Source organism: Huintestinicola butyrica (assembly GCF_025567215.1).
GTDB classification, from domain to species: Bacteria; Bacillota; Clostridia; order Oscillospirales; family Ruminococcaceae; genus Huintestinicola; species Huintestinicola butyrica.
In genome coordinates this window covers 1-18,031 of the sequence record NZ_JAOQKB010000019.1, presented here as the reverse complement: position 1 = coordinate 18,031, position 18,031 = coordinate 1, and the positions used below count along the sequence as shown (strand labels likewise).

At 41.3% G+C, this 18,031-nt stretch carries 27 protein-coding genes; 10 read left to right on the top strand and 17 right to left on the bottom strand.

All coding sequences use genetic code 11. The features are described from left to right. Nucleotides 1-15: 15 nt before the first annotated feature. The 17 genes from OCV68_RS13925 to OCV68_RS13845 form a co-directional block, all read right to left on the bottom strand. Nucleotides 16-663, bottom strand: a complete 648-nt coding sequence (locus OCV68_RS13925; RefSeq protein WP_262573549.1) for a hypothetical protein — start codon at nt 661-663, stop codon at nt 16-18. Beyond that, nucleotides 626-1,711 carry a hypothetical protein gene (locus tag OCV68_RS13920; protein WP_262573547.1) on the bottom strand — a complete coding sequence of 362 codons (1,086 nt, stop codon included), beginning with the start codon at nt 1,709-1,711 and terminating at the stop codon, nt 626-628. The genes OCV68_RS13925 and OCV68_RS13920 overlap by 38 nt, the downstream gene beginning before the upstream one ends. Before the next feature lie 212 nt (nt 1,712-1,923). After that, a complete protein-coding gene (locus OCV68_RS13915) occupies nt 1,924-2,325 on the bottom strand; it encodes a hypothetical protein (protein ID WP_262573544.1) in 402 nt (133 codons plus the stop codon). A 199-nt stretch (nt 2,326-2,524) separates the two neighbouring features. Further along, nucleotides 2,525-3,001 (bottom strand): hypothetical protein, encoded by a 477-nt coding sequence (locus OCV68_RS13910; protein WP_262573543.1) that lies wholly within the window; start codon nt 2,999-3,001, stop codon nt 2,525-2,527. Between the two features lie 13 nt (nt 3,002-3,014). After that, nucleotides 3,015-3,848: a DUF4373 domain-containing protein gene (locus tag OCV68_RS13905; RefSeq protein ID WP_262573541.1), complete on the bottom strand. Its 834-nt coding sequence runs from the start codon at nt 3,846-3,848 to the stop codon at nt 3,015-3,017. A 15-nt stretch (nt 3,849-3,863) separates the two neighbouring features. After that, on the bottom strand, nt 3,864-4,310 hold the full coding sequence (locus tag OCV68_RS13900) for a single-stranded DNA-binding protein (protein ID WP_262573540.1): 447 nt from the start codon (nt 4,308-4,310) through the stop codon (nt 3,864-3,866). After that, nucleotides 4,300-4,752, bottom strand: a complete 453-nt coding sequence (locus OCV68_RS13895; protein ID WP_262573538.1) for an ERCC4 domain-containing protein — start codon at nt 4,750-4,752, stop codon at nt 4,300-4,302. Before OCV68_RS13895 ends, OCV68_RS13900 begins: the two co-directional genes overlap by 11 nt. Beyond that, on the bottom strand, nt 4,739-5,602 hold the full coding sequence (locus tag OCV68_RS13890) for a hypothetical protein (protein ID WP_262573535.1): 864 nt from the start codon (nt 5,600-5,602) through the stop codon (nt 4,739-4,741). Before OCV68_RS13890 ends, OCV68_RS13895 begins: the two co-directional genes overlap by 14 nt. Nucleotides 5,603-5,604: 2 nt before the next feature. After that, the gene (locus tag OCV68_RS13885; RefSeq protein ID WP_262573532.1) at nt 5,605-6,405 is read right to left on the bottom strand and encodes a PD-(D/E)XK nuclease-like domain-containing protein; all 801 of its coding nucleotides are present in this window, start codon (nt 6,403-6,405) and stop codon (nt 5,605-5,607) included. Further along, nucleotides 6,398-6,535: a hypothetical protein gene (locus tag OCV68_RS13880; RefSeq protein ID WP_262573530.1), complete on the bottom strand. Its 138-nt coding sequence runs from the start codon at nt 6,533-6,535 to the stop codon at nt 6,398-6,400. The genes OCV68_RS13885 and OCV68_RS13880 overlap by 8 nt, the downstream gene beginning before the upstream one ends. Beyond that, the gene (locus tag OCV68_RS13875) at nt 6,522-6,695 is read right to left on the bottom strand and encodes a hypothetical protein (protein WP_262573527.1); all 174 of its coding nucleotides are present in this window, start codon (nt 6,693-6,695) and stop codon (nt 6,522-6,524) included. The genes OCV68_RS13880 and OCV68_RS13875 overlap by 14 nt, the downstream gene beginning before the upstream one ends. Nucleotides 6,696-6,741: 46 nt before the next feature. Beyond that, nucleotides 6,742-7,434 (bottom strand): DNA cytosine methyltransferase, encoded by a 693-nt coding sequence (locus OCV68_RS13870; RefSeq protein ID WP_262573524.1) that lies wholly within the window; start codon nt 7,432-7,434, stop codon nt 6,742-6,744. A gap of 22 nt (nt 7,435-7,456) precedes the next feature. Next, complete coding sequence (locus OCV68_RS13865) at nt 7,457-7,651, bottom strand: hypothetical protein (RefSeq protein ID WP_262573521.1); 195 nt, start codon at nt 7,649-7,651, stop codon at nt 7,457-7,459. After that, nucleotides 7,632-7,826, bottom strand: coding sequence for a hypothetical protein (locus OCV68_RS13860; protein WP_262573519.1), 195 nt, complete (start codon nt 7,824-7,826; stop codon nt 7,632-7,634). Before OCV68_RS13860 ends, OCV68_RS13865 begins: the two co-directional genes overlap by 20 nt. 6 nt (nt 7,827-7,832) lie before the next feature. Beyond that, nucleotides 7,833-8,012: a hypothetical protein gene (locus tag OCV68_RS13855; RefSeq protein ID WP_262573517.1), complete on the bottom strand. Its 180-nt coding sequence runs from the start codon at nt 8,010-8,012 to the stop codon at nt 7,833-7,835. Then, a complete protein-coding gene (locus tag OCV68_RS13850; protein WP_262573515.1) occupies nt 8,012-8,170 on the bottom strand; it encodes a hypothetical protein in 159 nt (52 codons plus the stop codon). The genes OCV68_RS13855 and OCV68_RS13850 overlap by 1 nt, the downstream gene beginning before the upstream one ends. 58 nt (nt 8,171-8,228) lie before the next feature. Further along, the gene (locus tag OCV68_RS13845) at nt 8,229-8,432 is read right to left on the bottom strand and encodes a hypothetical protein (protein WP_262573513.1); all 204 of its coding nucleotides are present in this window, start codon (nt 8,430-8,432) and stop codon (nt 8,229-8,231) included. Nucleotides 8,433-8,685: 253 nt separating this feature from the next. Between OCV68_RS13845 and OCV68_RS13840 the strand changes: the two genes are divergently transcribed. The 10 genes from OCV68_RS13840 to OCV68_RS13795 all read left to right on the top strand — a co-directional run bounded on the left by OCV68_RS13840 (nt 8,686) and on the right by OCV68_RS13795 (nt 17,979). Further along, complete coding sequence (locus tag OCV68_RS13840; protein WP_262573510.1) at nt 8,686-9,153, top strand: helix-turn-helix domain-containing protein; 468 nt, start codon at nt 8,686-8,688, stop codon at nt 9,151-9,153. After that, a complete protein-coding gene (locus OCV68_RS13835; protein WP_262573508.1) occupies nt 9,140-9,550 on the top strand; it encodes an ImmA/IrrE family metallo-endopeptidase in 411 nt (136 codons plus the stop codon). The genes OCV68_RS13840 and OCV68_RS13835 overlap by 14 nt, the downstream gene beginning before the upstream one ends. A gap of 24 nt (nt 9,551-9,574) precedes the next feature. Then, nucleotides 9,575-10,822, top strand: coding sequence for an Ltp family lipoprotein (locus OCV68_RS13830; RefSeq protein WP_262573506.1), 1,248 nt, complete (start codon nt 9,575-9,577; stop codon nt 10,820-10,822). A 22-nt stretch (nt 10,823-10,844) separates the two neighbouring features. Beyond that, entirely contained in the window at nt 10,845-11,393 is a 549-nt protein-coding gene (locus tag OCV68_RS13825; protein WP_262573504.1) for a DUF4236 domain-containing protein, read from the top strand. Between the two features lie 25 nt (nt 11,394-11,418). Further along, the gene (locus OCV68_RS13820; RefSeq protein WP_262573502.1) at nt 11,419-12,741 is read left to right on the top strand and encodes a DUF4236 domain-containing protein; all 1,323 of its coding nucleotides are present in this window, start codon (nt 11,419-11,421) and stop codon (nt 12,739-12,741) included. A 28-nt stretch (nt 12,742-12,769) separates the two neighbouring features. Next, the gene (locus OCV68_RS13815) at nt 12,770-13,447 is read left to right on the top strand and encodes a tetratricopeptide repeat protein (RefSeq protein WP_262573500.1); all 678 of its coding nucleotides are present in this window, start codon (nt 12,770-12,772) and stop codon (nt 13,445-13,447) included. 115 nt (nt 13,448-13,562) lie between these two features. Continuing rightward, nucleotides 13,563-15,065, top strand: coding sequence for a recombinase family protein (locus tag OCV68_RS13810; protein WP_262573497.1), 1,503 nt, complete (start codon nt 13,563-13,565; stop codon nt 15,063-15,065). Between the two features lie 217 nt (nt 15,066-15,282). Next, nucleotides 15,283-16,404 carry a radical SAM protein gene (locus tag OCV68_RS13805; protein WP_147621045.1) on the top strand — a complete coding sequence of 374 codons (1,122 nt, stop codon included), beginning with the start codon at nt 15,283-15,285 and terminating at the stop codon, nt 16,402-16,404. A gap of 26 nt (nt 16,405-16,430) precedes the next feature. Continuing rightward, nucleotides 16,431-17,180 (top strand): SDR family oxidoreductase, encoded by a 750-nt coding sequence (locus tag OCV68_RS13800; protein WP_147621046.1) that lies wholly within the window; start codon nt 16,431-16,433, stop codon nt 17,178-17,180. A 34-nt stretch (nt 17,181-17,214) separates the two neighbouring features. Beyond that, nucleotides 17,215-17,979, top strand: a complete 765-nt coding sequence (locus OCV68_RS13795; protein ID WP_262573493.1) for a hypothetical protein — start codon at nt 17,215-17,217, stop codon at nt 17,977-17,979. Nucleotides 17,980-18,031: the final 52 nt, after the last annotated feature.

Below are 18,031 nucleotides of genomic sequence, written 5' to 3'. Positions count from 1 at the left end.
CAAGCGGAAAGAAAATTAGAATTTGTATAGTATGCTGAACCTTTTTAAAAGTATCAGCAGATTCATTATTAAATGAAGGAAAAAGAAATAAACGATTATGCTTATTATTGTTTGCCCTGAGATAATGTAATTATCGAATTCCCAAATAAGATATTGGTTTTGATCATCTGATATTATAAATTTAGCGGTACAAAAAATAATAGAAACAGTTGACATTACAATCTCATATGCTGATATTTTTTTTGAATCATCAATGGCTTTATAAATAGCTTCTTGATAGTCTTCAATTTCATTTGCAGTATGCGATCCATCAGACTTGTGTTTCTGAATCAGTTTTTCACAATCAAGAGAAGATAACCATGAGGAAAATCCCGTAAATATTGCAATAAAAATAGAAATCACTACCATAACACGATCAATAGTATCATTGTCTATCGGATTTGATAATGAGATAGTTATTGACAAAAGGAGCGGAAAAATAATTACAGATGAAACCAGTTCCTTTTCATTTATAAATTCTGTGTATTGCTTAAAAATAGCAGTTAGGCTGTAGAAACGTGTTTGCTCGGGTTTAAATATTTTCATGCGCACTAGCAATAAAGCAATTACTATTATTAAAAAATCTTCAGCCGGCTGGTGTAAGTTCTGAAAAAAGGTCATCATTTTTTACATTACCTTTAAAATTATTTACTTTAATGTTTTGACGGTCTTCTTTTTCAATATTATCACAACTTATATCAAAGAATTTTAAGTATGGCATTGCATGATTGATCATAGCATTGAATAGACTTGATTCGGTTGGATGACTGCTATCTGCTTTCAAGTCTATTTCATTTGATATGTCTTCAGAGATACGAACGCTGCTCATTCGACTAAAATTTAACGTTTGACCTTTAAAATCCACCTTGATGTTATCAATTTCTTCACTATCAGAATTGATACCGATGAAATCTGAGATTTCTATGATGCTGTTTTGGGGATCTGGTTTTGAAAACAGATTTTTTAATTTATCTGTGATAGTAGGTTTGGGAGTAAAATATATATGTTCAGTTTTTTCTGATATTGGTTCATGATATTCCTCATTCATAATTGCATCTGCTTCATCGAATGAATAATTTTCCTTTTTTTGTAGTGTTGTCACATGGAGTTTATATATGGATTTTTCGTCAAATATTACGCTGAAATAATTGGCAGGAATAAAAGGGTTAATTTTATATGACATGCTGGGATCCGATTCTCTAAGTGCATCGCTAATTATTATTTTCAACTGTCCAACAATGGATTTGTTACCTAAATATTGAGCTATAACAAGAGCTCGTTTGGATTTTTTGTTGTATATAATTGAAAATCCATATGGCTTTGCTAATGCTTTATTTGCTCCAAAGGGTTCCGGTTCAGAATTGGTATGGTCTTTATCAACTGCTTCTCCGTCCTCTCCGAAAGGCCCTGTATATATTATAGAGTTAATACGGTAAAAATTATGGACTCCATCTATTACGGACTCGTATTTTTCCAGATATTTAACCCTATAAACGCGTTTTTCTTTTTCCTGAACCTGATATTTCTCAATGCCATTCAAATAACCGTATAAGCAATCGCATAAGTTTATTTCGCTTGGAGGTATTTGCTTGTCTTGGGGTTTCTTTTTATTTGGATCAAGTTCTGTTTTAAAAAGATAAAGATTGAAAAAACATATGCTGATTTTTGCCATATATGTTACACCTCACGTAAAATATTTTCTACATAATACCACAAAAATAATCATATGTCAACAAAATTTGGAAACCAATTTAAAAAATGCTAAAAATGAAGAAAAATCAGCAAAGAATATCGCCTGACGGCCGTGAGGTGCCGAGCAGACGATTTTACATTCTTTGCATGATATAATAATACATCAGAAAATTGCCCCATACCCGCACCGATTTAAAGAATTTCTCCAAGCTCGGATGCAAGAGTTATCAGAAAATCGTGGCGTATTGTCTGACCTGTGCGCTCGCAGTTCAGTGTATCACAATATATCATAGGGGTGCTTCCGCAGACATTCTGCATAATAAAGCGCTGCTCGTGATCCGGAAATACCGCAAGTGCTCTGTCAACAGCAGCAACCCTCTTTCGCAGCAGAGCGGTATGCTTTTCAATCTGCTCCGTTACAGACTGAACGGGCTTGGATATCCCGCTGCCATGTACAGTGCAGTCAGGCGTGCTGTATATCCTGTCAAATTCGATGGACTTTATTCGGCGCTTGTTATCCTCATAACTGCGTGCCACGGAAAGCACACGCTTGTAAACCTCTTTGTCAAGATATTTTGGTATGTATGTCCTCATTGTTTGTCGCTCCTTTTAATTTTGTATTCATTCTGTTTCACCGTCCATTTTTGCATATCCTCCCAATTTCAATTTAAATGCCATTTTTAGGTACTTTGTGTTTTGGCGTGGAAATTACCCTGCCCGCATCCGTAAAGTCTCACACAGCTCATTTCTGTGGGCTTGCCGTTGATTTGGATTTTCTTTTTGTAGTTGGCTTTCATTTCTGAACGCCCTCCATATTCCTCAGCACCGTTTTTTCGGTAACATCTTCGCCACGTGCCGCAGAAACGATTTTAAGGGCTGTTTTAAACGCTTCGCTGACCTCGTTGGGTAATTTGACTGCCATTTTGCAAAGTGCCGTACAGAGCGTTTCTGTGGCTTTTACCACTTCCTGGTGATTTTTGCAAATCTCGGAGTATTTCAGATATTGAGCAAGGTCGTTCCTGTAATCCTTGTAGAATATGAGCTTCTGAGCCTTAGCATCTTCAAGAGATATTTCCTTATGGCTGAATTTGTTGTAAACACCGCAGAGCCGCTCAAAATATCTGTACTCTGCGGCTGGAAATTCGGAGTAATCTATGACTGTTCCGCTACACCCTGCCTTATAACAGTCATTCTCCAGCTTGTGAAAAACCTCGGGGTCAAAGAAATCGGGCAGATTTTTTACATAGGCTCTCGTATTATCGGCTTTCATTTTATCAGACCTTTCATTTTACGGTAGGTGTGGTAGTCAAAGCGTGCTGAACAATTTCATCAAGATCGAAGCTCGGCGCTGACCGCTTTTTTACATTGTCCTTCTGAAGCCAGTCCATAATGGTACTGTAATGATTTTCATACGGACGTTTGCCGCTATTTTCAAGATATCGGTCAATTCTTGCTATGTAATCCGAAATGACCTTTTGACCGTATTTCCCGCAAAGCTCCAAATATTCGGAGGGCTTAAGTCTGATGTGTTGTCCGTAGGTAGTTTCCGTCTCGTCTTCGGCGTTTTCAACACTACTTTCATTTACTTTACTTTTATTTACTTTACTTTCCTTTACTTTGTGGGGGTTATTCTCGAAAAAACTGTCATTATTCTCGGAAAAACTATTGTTATTCTCGGAATAATTTTCATCGGGGCGCACTTTAATAAAGCTTTGGGTCTCATTTTTTTCCAAAACCCAGAACTTTGCCTCGACCTGCACGGGATTTTTCAGAGCTCTCTGCTTGATAGCCTCTTGATATCTCCGCTGTATTCCCTTGGACGTCAGGATCTTGTCCGCCTTAAAAAGTGTGTCATCAAACAGTGACCGTTTAAGGAAGAAGCTCAACATCTGCCCTATTTTTTCATCTGTCATTCCCAGATCAGCGGAAATGACGTATCTGAAATCATCGTCACAAACGATGTAAAAACCATTTTTATAAATCGCACACAGTAAATAAAAATAAAGTAAAACTCCGTCCGAGCCGAAATGAGCACGGACGATCTTCAGCTTTGTATCGCTGAAGATGTCCACATCAGTCGGGAAATAGTCAAGTCCTTTTTTTACAGGTCTTGCCACTTATATCCCTCCATATCAGAACGGCAGCTCGCTGTCGCTGACTACTTCCTCAAAATCGCTCAGATCAGCAGCGGGAGCAGTCTGAGCAGGGCGCTGTGCTGTCTGTGCAGGTTTCGCAGCCGTTCCGCCGTTATCGTTTTTACTGCCGCAGAAGCTTACCTTGTCGGCATAAACTTCGGTAACATGGTGACGGACATCGGGATAGCGCTTGTCATCATAGGTTCTTGTGCGCAGCTGTCCCTCAACGGCTATCATGCTGCCCTTGCTGAAATATCTGCATATAAACTCCGCAGTCTGTCTCCATGCCACAACGTTGATGAAGTCTGACTGCCTTTCGCCGCTGCCGTCCGTAAAGTCACGCTGCACGGCAACGGTAACATTGCAGGAAGATACTCCGCTCTGGGTCTGTCTCAGCTCGGGGTCGGCAGTGAGCCGCCCCATGCCTATCCATTTATTTATCATCAGATGCACCTCCGAGAAGTTCGATTATTCTTGCCGCCGTTTCGGATTTATTGCAGAAAAGAAATTCCACGCCATATGAAATGTGGCACTGATAAATTTTTTCCTGCAGGACATGCCCCGTAACAGTGGAATATCTGCTGTTCCATTTGACCACATCGGGAATGGACTTTATGCCCTTGCCATGCTCACAAAGAACGATCATCTTTATGCCCGAGGAATACGCCCTGCGTACTTCCCGCCAGAATCTGCCCTTGTCCTGCGGATTGGTGAGGTTAGTCGCAAGCTCGTCAAGATTTTGCTTGCGGTCTATAACGAGCTTTTCATTCCCCTCGATCTGATAGTCTGCAACGTCCATTTTCCTGATATTGTAGTCAATGCCGTTTTTGTCAAAATACCGCAGGATATGGGCGTTTTTCTTCTCTCGGCTGTCACAGATTACCATTTCCGTCACCGCCCTTGAGCGCTGCTGTAAGGTCTGCGGCAGAGCTTTCCGCCTCGCCTCCGAACCATTCTGCGGCAGTGCTTTCCTTTGCCTTTACAGAATTGAAAATGCCGATAAAATCAACAAGTTCATCGGGTGTCATGCTGTCAACGGAATGCTTAAGCCGTCCTTCTATCTGCTCTTTGGTAACGCCCATTTTTTCAAAAGCAACTACCATATCACGGACACGGTCTGAAAGCGGCTTGCCGTTTCCTCCTGCAAGGGTCTTTCTGCACTCTTCTACCGCTGCTTCAACAAGATCATTGGGGAGTATTGCAAGGATACGGCTCCTGAGCCTGCGTGCGCCCATATTGGCGTTATTCTCGTAAATATCACGCTGAGAGGTCAGCACCTTTGCGGTCTTGTTGACCTCACGAATATGCGGATTTGTAAAGTTCTGGGTGCTTATTGTATTGGTCTGCATATCCCATGCATACGCCTGCATTTCGCTCTTGCCGTTATCCTGCGAAAGCTCTTTTATGCCGTAGTCGATATTTCCCCAGCAGCGGGCAAGCTCTTCCGCAAAGCGAATTGTAACGCCGCTGACGGTGCTCCCGCCTCTGCTGTACGAAAAGAAAGCTTTTTCTGCAATTCCTTTTCGCTGGCACAGCTTGATAACGTCAGCATAAGCCTTTACTTCATCACGGGGAAATCTCTTCGCAATAACAAGCTTTCCCTGTGCTTCTGCGATGGCACGGCTTGATTCTATCGCCACGGTTCCCTGATTGATATTATCAAGTCCTGCCGAAATTCCGTTGGCACCGAAATTCTGCGGCGCATTGTTCTGATATGTAACGGGTGCGTTTTCCATAATTATTCAAACTCCTTTGCAAGGTAGGCCGGCAGTCCCAGAACATTTATGTTATGGAATTTGCCGAGATAGCCGTACCAGTTATTGTTTATTTTACAGTCATGATAAATGCCCAATGCTTCCCTGAAAATATCATAACCGTACTGTCTGTAAATCTCGTCTGCCTGCATGATATTCACTGCGTAAGGCGGCGTTTTTTCAATAGCAATGAACACAAAGCTGCATTCACGGCCCGTTGCCTGTTTTACGCCTTCACAGTACATGGCAGCCTGGAGAGGATATCCATAGTCAATGGATTTTTTCATAAACTTGTCCGTTGCAGCATTCTCCGTGGTTTTCAGATCCACAACATATACAGCACCGCCTATTTCGGTAACACAATCCGCACGGCATTTGCAGCCCTCTCCCGTAAGATTATCAGTCCAGAAAAATGGCTTTTCAGGGTCTCCTGAAAGCAGCTGACGCACAAATGAATCGGACATCAGCTTATTTTTCATTTCCATGATCTGCTCCTGCCATTCACTGGGTATCAGCACCTTGTTTTTATTCAGTGCGATAAATTCGCTCCAGACCTCTTTTCCCGCTTTTGTCCGTCTGTCACAAGAAGGGGGAGCGGCAAAATTGTCATCATAAATTTCGGGCTGTAATATAGCCATATGGAACGCCTGTCCGAATATCAGCGCATTTGTCGGAGGCTGAGGATTTGAACGCAGATAATTGAATTTTTCGGGACCTTCCGATATCAGCTTCCAGAGTTCAGAGCGGCTTACAGATGGGTGAGAACGGTATTCCGATTCAGTCATCTTCCTCTGCGTCCTCCTCGTTCTCTATGTCGTTATCGTCCTCAGCGCCGTCATGCTCCGCATCGCTCAGATATCTGTCCTCGCAGCGCTGAAAAGCACGGCTGTTGCACAAAAAATCAGAAATTTCCATCTGTGATGTCCTCCGCCTTTTCTGCGGTGTCATGCTCACCCGCAAACGCCAGAATATCTTCACGGCTGAAATACTTCGACGCTTTTGTGTAGTTGATAATAGCGTCATACATTGACGCTTTGCGGATATATTCCGTAATCTGTTCAATAGCGATTTCCATTTTTATTCCTCCTCAAAAAGTGACATTTGTTCGTTGGTTTGGGAATTTACCCCCACTGTTCAGCCATGGCCTGTGCGATGCCTGGAAAGGTTTTGCTTCTGCACTTCGACCGTTCTTTTCCCGCTTTTCGTGTCTCTTCCCATGTTCGTGATTTTCCGTTGGAATATGTCCCAAACAGTTTTGCATTATTGGGCTTGTCACCGATATATGTTGCTTGCAGTTTGGGCAGTCCTTTGATCCACAGGCACGTTGCTTTGGTAACAAACTGTTCGGTATCTTTTTCTCCGCCTGAAAACATATATGGGTGTATGATCTGATCTGCCTTGCGGTACACTTTGCCCATACGCCCAATAGGATTTTCTACAGCAATCCTTGGCGCATCGGCTAATATGCACTGCATAAAAAACACTATTGCTTCTTCCCGATGTTCCATACGCTCAACGACCTTTTCGGCGGGTGTGCATTTTAAACTATAATGGCGTGTGGCAACGTTCGTCAGATATGTACACGGCGGATGCGATATAATCAAATCCCATTTGCCGTCTATACGGTGTGCAGTGCCATCCATTGTCACAAAATCAGCATTGCCGTTGATGATCGGCAGAACATCGCCCTTGATGTGCCATTCGGGGTGTCCGCCTGAACAATCCTGTATGTCTGCTGAATACGCTTCATGCCCTTTGGCTCGGAACGCCTTGCATACCGCTTGGCTTTCCTCGCAGGCTATTAAAACTTTCACTTGACAAATCCTCCTAAATGCCTTATAATAAGGCTGTCTTATTTATCTTTTTGCCGTGTACGGTTGCTGCCGTCACGGCTTTTTCTTTATTCATCATCATCGCTCCACTTGCAAGACGAATGTTTTCAATGTACTGGCACAGCGTGAAAATCGTTAATATAACGACAATGCCAACAGCTGAGACATGATAAGCTGCCTCAAATATTACTGCTATCACTTGCTTTCCTCCTTCCTTTTTTGGCAAAGTATCCATCGTCCGCAGTGTCGATGAGGTAATGGGGCGACTGTACATATCTGCCGTATGTCATGCCAAGCTCACCGGCTCTGCGGCATACCTCTTCGATGCTTGGGGTTTTGGAGCTTTTAGAAGCATCACACTTCTTCTTTGCCATAACATTTCACTCCTTGCAAACATCTGTGATAACCGCCTCGACCAGATCGTCAAGACTGTTTTCAGCGAAAATCCTGTCCCTTGCCTTAGATTCGGCAGTTTCTCTCGACCCAGCCGATACGCTGTACACATCGTTGAATGCGCCGCCCTTGAACCTGAGATGTACATATACGTTGTATGTGCTCATTACTTTACACCTGCCTTTTCCTTAGCTGCCTCGAGTAGCTTCTTGTCGATGATACGCTTGAGGCATTTTGCCATAATCTCAGGGCTTGGCTCGTTCACGAGTATGATCCTGCGTCCGCTTTCGGACATCATTTCTCTGGTGGGATAGTTCTTGTCCATGATTTTCTCCTTCCTGTCCTGATTTCGGGACAGATAATGTGCTATACTGAAAATGGAATTATGCCGACCGAGCAAAAAGCTGCTCAAACTGACAGTTGGGGAAGAACTCATTTTTTATTGTGAAAGCTTCCTCTACGGTAAACGAGCTTTTACCTGTGATCTTTGCTCTGAGGGTATCCCGTGTTATCCCGAGCCTCTTTGCAATGTCAACATAGTTAATATGCGCCTTTGCGATCTCGCCTATAAGATTGCTGTATTCCATGTGCTTTTCTCCTTTCATTTGAATAGCTCTATTATGCAAACGCATAATTTATGATTTAATTATATTATTCAACTGCATAAAAGTCAATAGTTTTTCTGTGATTTATTACGCATTTGAATAACTTTGTCGCTATGCACAAAAAATTATGCAGTTCTTTGTTTGTGGCAATGAAATTATACGCATTTGCATAAATTTGTTGACTTTTGTTTTCTTTGGTGATATACTTATGATAATTTAATAGGAGGCGTCAATTATGGCAATCGGAGCAAAGCTAAAACAAATACTGGAGGACAGAGGGCTGAAAGCAACAGACATAGCTGCGCAAACAGGACTGTCCGCTCAGACTATATACAGTCTGATCTCACGTGACAGCAACAAGGCGAGTATAGATAATCTTATAAAGATTTGCGGTGCTCTTGGAATTACAGTTGAAGAGCTAAATCAGTATGATCTGAAAACTAAAAGCAATGCTTTACTCAAAATATCAGTTACTGAACACGAGAATAAAGTAATTACAGCCTACCGTGATAAGCCTGAAATGCAGGGAGCTGTTGATAAGCTCCTTGAAATAGAGCCTGCACGCAGAAAAATTGATATATCCGCTTACAAGCAGAATATAGCTGCGGGAACGGGAGAAGAAGGATTTACACCTGAGAAATTCAAGGAGGTTGACGACTTTGCAAGACAAATCGCAGAACTCGAAGCCAATGAATCTGATTGATCTCTACCAGTTTGCAAAGGATAATGACATAAAGGTGGTAGAAACTATCTGCCCACAATGCAAAGCAATTTCCATGCTGTCACCGCAGGGAGAGTGCTACATAGGTATTGATTCAAAGTCAATGAACAGTGAGCGAGAGGAAAAGCAGTATCTTGCTCACGATATAGGGCATTGCATGAAGGGTGCATTTTATAACCCATATTCACCTTTTGACATTATTGAGAAGCAGGAGCATCGTGCAAATGCCGAAGCGATACATTACCTTATTCCCAAGCAGAAATTGATAAAAGCAATGAAAAGCGGTGAGACTGAGGTATGGCAGCTTTGTGAATACTTTGACGTCGATGTAAAGTATATAAAGCTTGCTTTTTGGGAGTATTTTGATAAAATAATTTAAACTTTTAAGTAAGGACGTGACATTATGAGATATTTTAATACTAAGACTGTAATAGCTGGGACACTTTCGGCTATATGTGTGTTGTCGTTTTCTTCATGCGGTTCCTCCAGTTCTTTGCAGAACAGCAGTGAAGTCACAACAACATCTGCTGCTACGACTGTAACAACCGTGGCAAGAATCGATGAACCTGACGGTAATGACGAGCCCTCAAAGTGGGCTGAGTATATTTCAGATTCTTATGTAAAAATAATCGACTACACTCAAACTGCATCTGAAAAAGAAGGAAAATACAATATAACCATATGCGCCTCTGCGGATCTGGCGACAAATCCCGAGCTTACAGTTAAAAATTTATTTAAGCAGTCCAAGCTTATTTTCAGGCAGTTTAAAAAGTGCGGGGCACTTGATGTGCTTTCTGTAAGCTTTGCTGATGAGAAGGATAACGACAAGCCTTATATGAGCTACGATATAAGCAGTGACACATTGAATGAGCAGGATTTTGATGACAGTAACTGGGACGAGTACTCTATTCCTAAAATTACAGAAAACTTCACGGCTGACGATACATTAGAAGACTATGTAAAATCCGAATCCGAACGGAAGGCAGATGATCTGGCTGATAGTTTCACGGATTATCTGTCAACCTTTTATCAAAGTGTTGAAGTGTCATATGATTATGATAAGGACTATTTTACAGCTTCCGCATTGGTTAAAAATGGAAACGAACTTTTGAATTCAGCAAATTCAGTTGATTGGAGCAACTTTGTTGACGGGGTTGTGCAAAAATATGAATCAATGCGTGATACTGTGCAGGCAAAGGGTCTGAACAGTAAACTAAAGATCTCATTGTACAGTGATTACGATAACAGCGAAATGGTCACGGTAAAAGGAAATATAATTACATATAACGCACGCAAAGATGAATACACCAGTTATCTCCCTCAAAACAATTCAGCTAAGCCCGCTTCAAGCTCTGAAAGTTCAGTTTCCACAGGCAAGAAGAATGCACTTAGAAAAGCTAATGAGTATTTGGATTATATGGCATTTTCTTACAGTGGATTGATAGATCAGCTGAAGTACGAGGGCTTCTCCGAGAGTGAGGCTGAATACGGTGCTGACAACTGCGGTGCGGACTGGAATGAGCAGGCAGAGAAGAAAGCTAAGGAATATCTTGATTTTATGGCGTTTTCTTATGACGGACTGGTTGAGCAGCTGGAATATGAAGGATTTACACACAGCCAAGCTGTACATGGAGCAGATTCTGTTTATTAAGGAATGTAGAGGACGTGACATTATGGCAATAAGGTTCAGAAAAAGCAAATCAAAAGGACCATTCAGATTTACTCTTGGAAAAAAGAGCTTCAGCTCTTCTGTGGGGGGAAAGACCTTTCGTGTCGGGTTGAGCTCAACCGGAAAAATGCGAGTAACTTCACGTATTCCCGGAACAGGAATATCATTTTCAACATCTTTCGGAGGTAAAAGCCGTTCAAAGAGAAAAGCCAGCCATAAATCGGCAGGAAATGCAGCATCAATGAATGTGCAGACACCTCCTCGTCCGGCTGCAAGGCTCAGAACATCCAATAGTGTTGCGGTTATCTTATTTGTTGTATTGATTATTTCTGTGCCTGCCGCAGGCGTGTCTCTCTCATGGAACGGAGATTTTTTGTCATGGTTTATCAAATTTATAATATACATATTTGCATTATATATGATAATCAATAATGTCAGCAAACTTAGGTCGCTGGTGCAAAAATGGTGGAACGACAATAAGCTTATCACAGGCGTTGTGATTGCAGCTTGTGTCGTGGGTATTGCTGTATTATCCGCTATTGGCGGCAGATGAGTATATTAGATAAGGACGTGATAACATGGCACGAAGAAGAGGAATAAAGATCGCCAAGGGTGTAAGGCTTAATTTTAATAAAACAGGTACAAGTCTGACAGTCAGAAGCAAGGGCTTGTTTGGGAAAACGCACAGCAGCACTATTCCGCTTACAAGCAGTCATAAGAGCTCATCATCAAGAGCCGGAACATCGTATTCACGCCCAGGCTCATCAGGAAGCAGGTCTGCCCAGCCTGTCGGACGATATGATTTCAAAATACTTGAAAACGGTGATGTTGAGTTTTTTGATTCCATGGGGCAGAAAATATACGATGATTCTCTTATACGGAAGATAAAGAGTACCGAGCAATTCAAGGAGAAGAAGCGTGCTGTAATGGAGCAGCGGAAAGAGGAAAAACGTTATCAGCAGAACGCTCTTTTCTCAGAGATACAAAGCGGAACAGATGAAATGATAAACATTCACCGTATGTCCGCAAAGGTCGTTTCAGCAGATGACTGCAATGCTGCAATAGAGCATATCCAGCCAAGAAAATATCAGCCTGCGGAATTTTCTGCGCCCAAGCCGATGAGAGATCATATTGAAACGGTTCTGTATCGTGAAGCCGAGCAGAATGTAAAGGTGCCTTTCTGGAAAAAGAAAAAGGCTCTGGAAGAGTATGTTTCTTCAAGAGCCGATGCCCGATATTCAGAGGCTGTTGAAAAGTACGAGAGCGAAAAAACAGAATTTGAACGAATCGAGAATATAAAAGCAGAAAAAGCCAATGCACAGAACGAGATTGAAGCTGAGCTGAGGCGAAGCGAGATAAGGGCTTTGATGAACAGTGACAGCGAATACATAGAGCAAAAAACGCAGGAGTGGCTTGAAAGTGTTACATTGACGGTTGATTTTTCGGTCGATTTTGAGTATTGCGCTGACAACAGAACTATGTGTCTTGATCTTCATCTTCCACCGGTAAATGATATTCCTGCCACAAAAGCAGCACGGCTTGCAAATGGCACAGTAAAGGAGAAAAACAAGACCCAGAAGGAGATAAAGCAGGAATACATACTATGTGTTTTCGGGCTGGCAGTATTTGTTTCAAGCAATATTTTCAATGTCAGCACTGCAATAGAGCAGATAGTTGCCTCTGGCTATTCTCAGCACAGAGATGACAAGACAGGAAACATTATAGATGACTGCATATACTCGTTAAAATTTGTGCGGTCTGTTTTTGAAAACACTGACCTGACTGCCGTGGATCCTCAGCAGTTCTGCCTATCATGTGAAAGCAGGACAAATATCACTGCTTCGCTGATTATGAAGCCTGTGGAGCCGTTTGACAGTAGTGTCATATCAAATAATCAATAGACAAAGAAATGAAGAAAGGTGTGGCATTATGGGTATTTTTAGTAAACTTGTTTCAAAGGTAAAGTCTGAATCCAATGTAGATATCGCATTACAGCTCTTTGAATCACAGGGGATAGGCGGAACAATAGGTACAAGGGCTAAGGCGATTATTAGCGATTGTCAAAGTCGCCAAGATGTTCTATTAAGAGCCATTGAATTGTGCGGTCCAAACCCTATTGATGCTAAAAGCCTGTATGTTGTTTCTCACTGTTATGTGTGGTTAGGGGCAAAATACAGACCGCAGGCTATAGAATATCTTGAAAAGTATATTGCTGCAGGAGCGTCATGGTCCGGAACACCCAGAGACTTTATTGATATGGGCGGATATTCGGTAGATCAGCTGTCCAGCAATAGGGCTTCTGTTTATCATTATCTTGGAAAAGCCTATGAGGGCGAATATATGTTTGAAAAAGCTGAGAATGCGTATAGAGAGGCTGAATCTCTTTGTCCTGATTTTGCAACATATTCAGTTTGCGTTGCAAACACTTTTGTAAAACGTAATGATTTGGAAAGAGCAAAGGCTTACTTAAATAGCAAAAAGCAAACGATATATTATAAGAATAATGTTGATGATTATAAAACATTATTAAATGCTGCGTTAAACGACATAAATTCAAAGATTGAAAAGGGCTATGTATATAAGCCCAGAGGAAAGAGTAGGAAATAAAAAATCCCCGCCCGGCGCTGGAACACCGAACGGGGAAGAAGCTGTGATACAATCACAACCTTAGACAAGTTTATTGTATCATAGCTCCCTGAAAATGTCAAGGAGTGATTTAAATTTGAAAACCGCCGTAATATACGCCCGGTATTCGTCCGACAAGCAGACGGAGCAGTCCATTGAAGGACAGCTCTACGACTGCTACAACTACGCCAAGCAGCACGGCATAACAGTCGTGCGGGAATACATAGACCGAGCCATGACGGGCAAGAACGATGACCGCCCTGCGTTTCAGCAGATGCTTCACGATAGTGCGCAGCATAAGTGGGACAGCGTTCTTGTGTGGAAACTTGACCGCTTCGCCAGAAACACCATAGACAGTGCCGTAAACCGCCAGATCTTAGCCAAAAACGGCGTGCGTCTCCTGTCCGTCATGGAGAGCTTCGGGGACGATGCCAGCGGTCAGATGATGACCCACATAATTGAGGCTATAAATGAATATTATAGCGCCGACCTCAGAGAAAAAACTATCCGAGGAATGCGGCAGTCGGCAATGAAGGCTCAGACCACAGGGCATATCCCGCTGGGTTACAAGGTCGTTGACAAGAAACTGGTCATTGATGATGAGACCCGAATTATACCCGAAACTGTGTTCAGGATGTATGCAGAGGGGGAGAGGCTCACCGACATAGCCGAGCATCTGAACGCCCAGGGCTATCGCAACCGCCGAGGCAGACCGTTTACCCCAAACAGTTTTTACAATATGCTGGCTAATGAAAAATACATAGGCATTTACAAATACGATGATATTGTGATCGAGGGAGGAATACCGCAGATGATACCCAATGAAGTTTTTGAGGCTGTAAGAGAAAAGCTGATAACCAACCGCAAGAGAGCCGCCAAGAACACCGCCAAAGCCGACTATTATTTGTCGGGCAAATTATACTGCGGTCACTGCGGAGAGCCTATGAGCGGGCTGTCAGGCACAGGACGCAACGGGGTCAAGCACTATTATTACCGCTGTAACGGCGTGCAGAAAAAGTCAGGCTGCCACAAGAAGCTGGAAAAAAAATATTTGATAGAGGACGAGGTGTGCAGAGCAGCACGGTCAGCGTTTGAGCAGATGGACAAGGCGGAGACCGCCGAGACCATTTATCAGATGTATTTGCAGACGGTCCGAAATGAGTATGCGCCCGCCGAACTGGAAAAGGAGCTGACCGAATGCACTAAGCAGGCTGAGAACGTTGTGAACGCCATAGCTCAGACAGGCGGAAATCAGCTGCTTTATGATAAGGTCAGGGAGCTGGAAGAGCGCAAGGAGCAACTCGGCTCCGCCCTCCGATTGTCTCAGGCAATGACAGACAACGTCCCCTCTGTGGAGCAGATTACCGTGTTTATAGATGATATCCTTGCAACCGACATCAACACCACCGAGGGCAAGAAAGCTATCGCCGACATCATGATATCAAAGGTGTATGTTTACGACGACAAGCTCACGGTCATTTTCAAGGACAAGGACGGCAAAAGCGTTGATATACCGCTATCAGCCGTGTCAGATAGCTCCTCAGCGGATTGTGCTCCCTCTGCGCTGGGGAGCCACACTGGACAAAGGCGAACCACTTAAAAAGTTCGCCTTTGTTTATTTTTTATCCCGGAAAACCCGTATTTGGAATCATACTTAATCGTGATTGATATTATTGCCCATAGCTTAAAAAAGCTATGGGCTTTTTTTATTTTCGGCATTCAAGGCACTATTTCGGCATTCAGGGCATTAGTCTTGAAATATCCTGACGTTTATTGTAATATAAACGTACAAACATTCTGCTAGGAGGGAGATTTTAATGCCACATATAAATAAGCAAATGGCTTCTTTCTTTTTGACTACAAAGTGCAATCTTCGATGTGTATATTGTTATAATAGTAAAGAAAGAATGAGCTATAAGCAACAATCGCTTCCTTTAGAGATTGCAAAAGCTGGAGTAGACTATTTTTTTGCTAATAACTCTAGTAGACATATAAGATTTTATGGACCTGGCGAGCCAACACAAGAATTTGAACTAATGAAGTCTATAGTTGATTACGCTTATGAAAAAGCAGGAAATACGCTTTCAACTGAATTACAAACAAATGGATGTTTTAATAATACAGTTCGTAATTGGATTCTAAATAACATTAACATTGTGTGGGTATCGTTTGACGGTGAGCCTGAAGTTCAGAATGCTAATCGTCCATGTGCTAATGGTAAGCCTTCTTCACTTATTATTGAGGACAATGTGAAATGGTTAATATCCCATTCAAATGATAAAAATATTATGGTTGGTGCTAGGGTAACAATAACTGATTTAAATGTTGATAGACAAATACCAATGATAGAATATTTTAAAAGTCTTGGAATACATCATATATGGTCTGATCCTTTATTTCCAGCTGTAGATAAAGTTCCTGTGTGTATGGATGTTGAAAAAATCAAGGATTATCATTTTGATATGGATAAGTATGTCGATACCTATATAGACGCTTATCATTATGCAAAAGAGAATGACATGTTTTACGGCAGTTTTTTAACATGTAATTTTGATGGCGTATGTAGTCAACACTGTCGTGCATGCACACCAGTTCCACACTTTACTACTGATGGGTATATATCCGCTTGTGATTTAGTGACGATAGGTGAAAAGGCAGAGCACATGGAATGTTTTGTCTATGGAAAATGGAATTCAGATACAAAATCGTTTGATATAGATAATAATAAAATTGAATTATTGCAAACTCGAAGTGTGAATAATATGGAGCATTGCAAAAAATGCTCTGTGCGTAATCACTGCGGAGGATATTGTTTAGGTGAAGTGCAAAACGAAACAGGAAATTTGTTTGGTCAGAAACCAAATACATGTAGAGCTATTAAGAGACTTGCAGAAAGCATAGGTTATTCAGATGAGCCATATGCTTTTATGCACCCATAAATTTATAATTTTAGGAGGTATTTAGAATGAATGCAGTAGTAATCGGAGCAGCAAAACCGGGGTATGCAGAAGCGATAACAAGAAAATTAATAAAAAATGGTTTCAAGGTTATCGGAACGTATGATACTGAGTTTGAGGAAAATGCGACGAAATTATCTAAAGAGTTTTCTTCAGAAAAATTAACACTCAAATCACTTGATCTTTCCTCTAGAAATGATTTGAAATCGTTTGTTGATGATATTGTTGATCCTATTGATGCTTTTGTATTTGCTCAATTCTATTTTGATATGGAAAATCCAGATGATTTTAATCATGAGATATGGGATAAGAGTATTGCAATTAATCTTACAGCGCCTAATTATCTTATTCATGAATTGAAGAACAAAATGAATGCAGGTAGTTCGATTGTAATTTTGACAAGTACAGAAGGTTTTAGAGGTTCATATGGAGCTTCGGCATATGCGGCAACTAAGGCGGCGATTCATAATTTGGTTAAGACCTTAGCTAATAATTTGGGTAAACGCGGAATACGTATTAATGCACTTCCTGCTGGCTGGATTGGTGGCGAAATGGATACGGATGAGATTTTTAATAAATCTAGAAGTATGACACCATTAGGTCGTTTAGGAACTGATGAGGAAATAGCAAATGTTACATGCTTCTTGCTATCAAAAGAGTCTAGCTTTGTAAATGGAACTACTATTGTTGCTGATGGTGGTTATCTTTGTTCTGATCCTCTTTCAAAATATGAATTTGAAGATACATTTGGACGTTGAACACCAGTAAGCATATATAAGGATGTGAATGCAAATGAAGAATAAGTGGACTTTTATAGATATCCTTGTATTATGTTTAGAAATTGCAATTCCCATTATATCAATCGTAATCACTTGTGCTGTGCCTCAAGGCAGAGCATTGGATTCTGATATAAAACTTGCTATCATTGGTGGTGGTATTTCTATCCCAATTGTTTTGCTCCAAATTTCAGTTACTGTGGGACAAAATAGTAATGATAGATGCAATGATGAAACCAAAACAGCGGTAATGCACTTGTCTGAACAGCTGAATCATATAAGTCCAATACTTGAAAAAGTTTTTTTATCACAAAATGACCGTATAAAAAGGTTTGTTTATAGGAGAATGGAAGAGGTAACTAAAACTATAAACGCTGCTTTAAGCAATAATAATTCTGGGGAACTTCGTCCTAGTGAATATTATGAGGAATTATTGTACTTGGCTGACATGATTATTCGTGATAGAGATGAACATAAGAAGAAGTTTACTGGAGAAATTTGGGCTATGACAAGTTTCGCTGAAGATGAATGGATTGCAGATGAAGGATATGAGAGATTATGGACAGAAAAACTTAAAAGCATTTGCGACAAAGGTATAAAAACTCGTAGACTTTGTATAGTCCCTGATACAGTATATAATATTATTTCAGATAGTGTATTTACAGCTCCACAGCAAAATGCCAATAATTCTTTTTGGGGATTTATAAGTCTGCTGGAAATGTATTATAGCAATTCTGTAAGGATAGATTTACAATATAAGTGCAACACATGGAAAAAATAATGACACATAAAGCAACTCGTGTTATAATGGGAGTAACCACACAACCATAAAC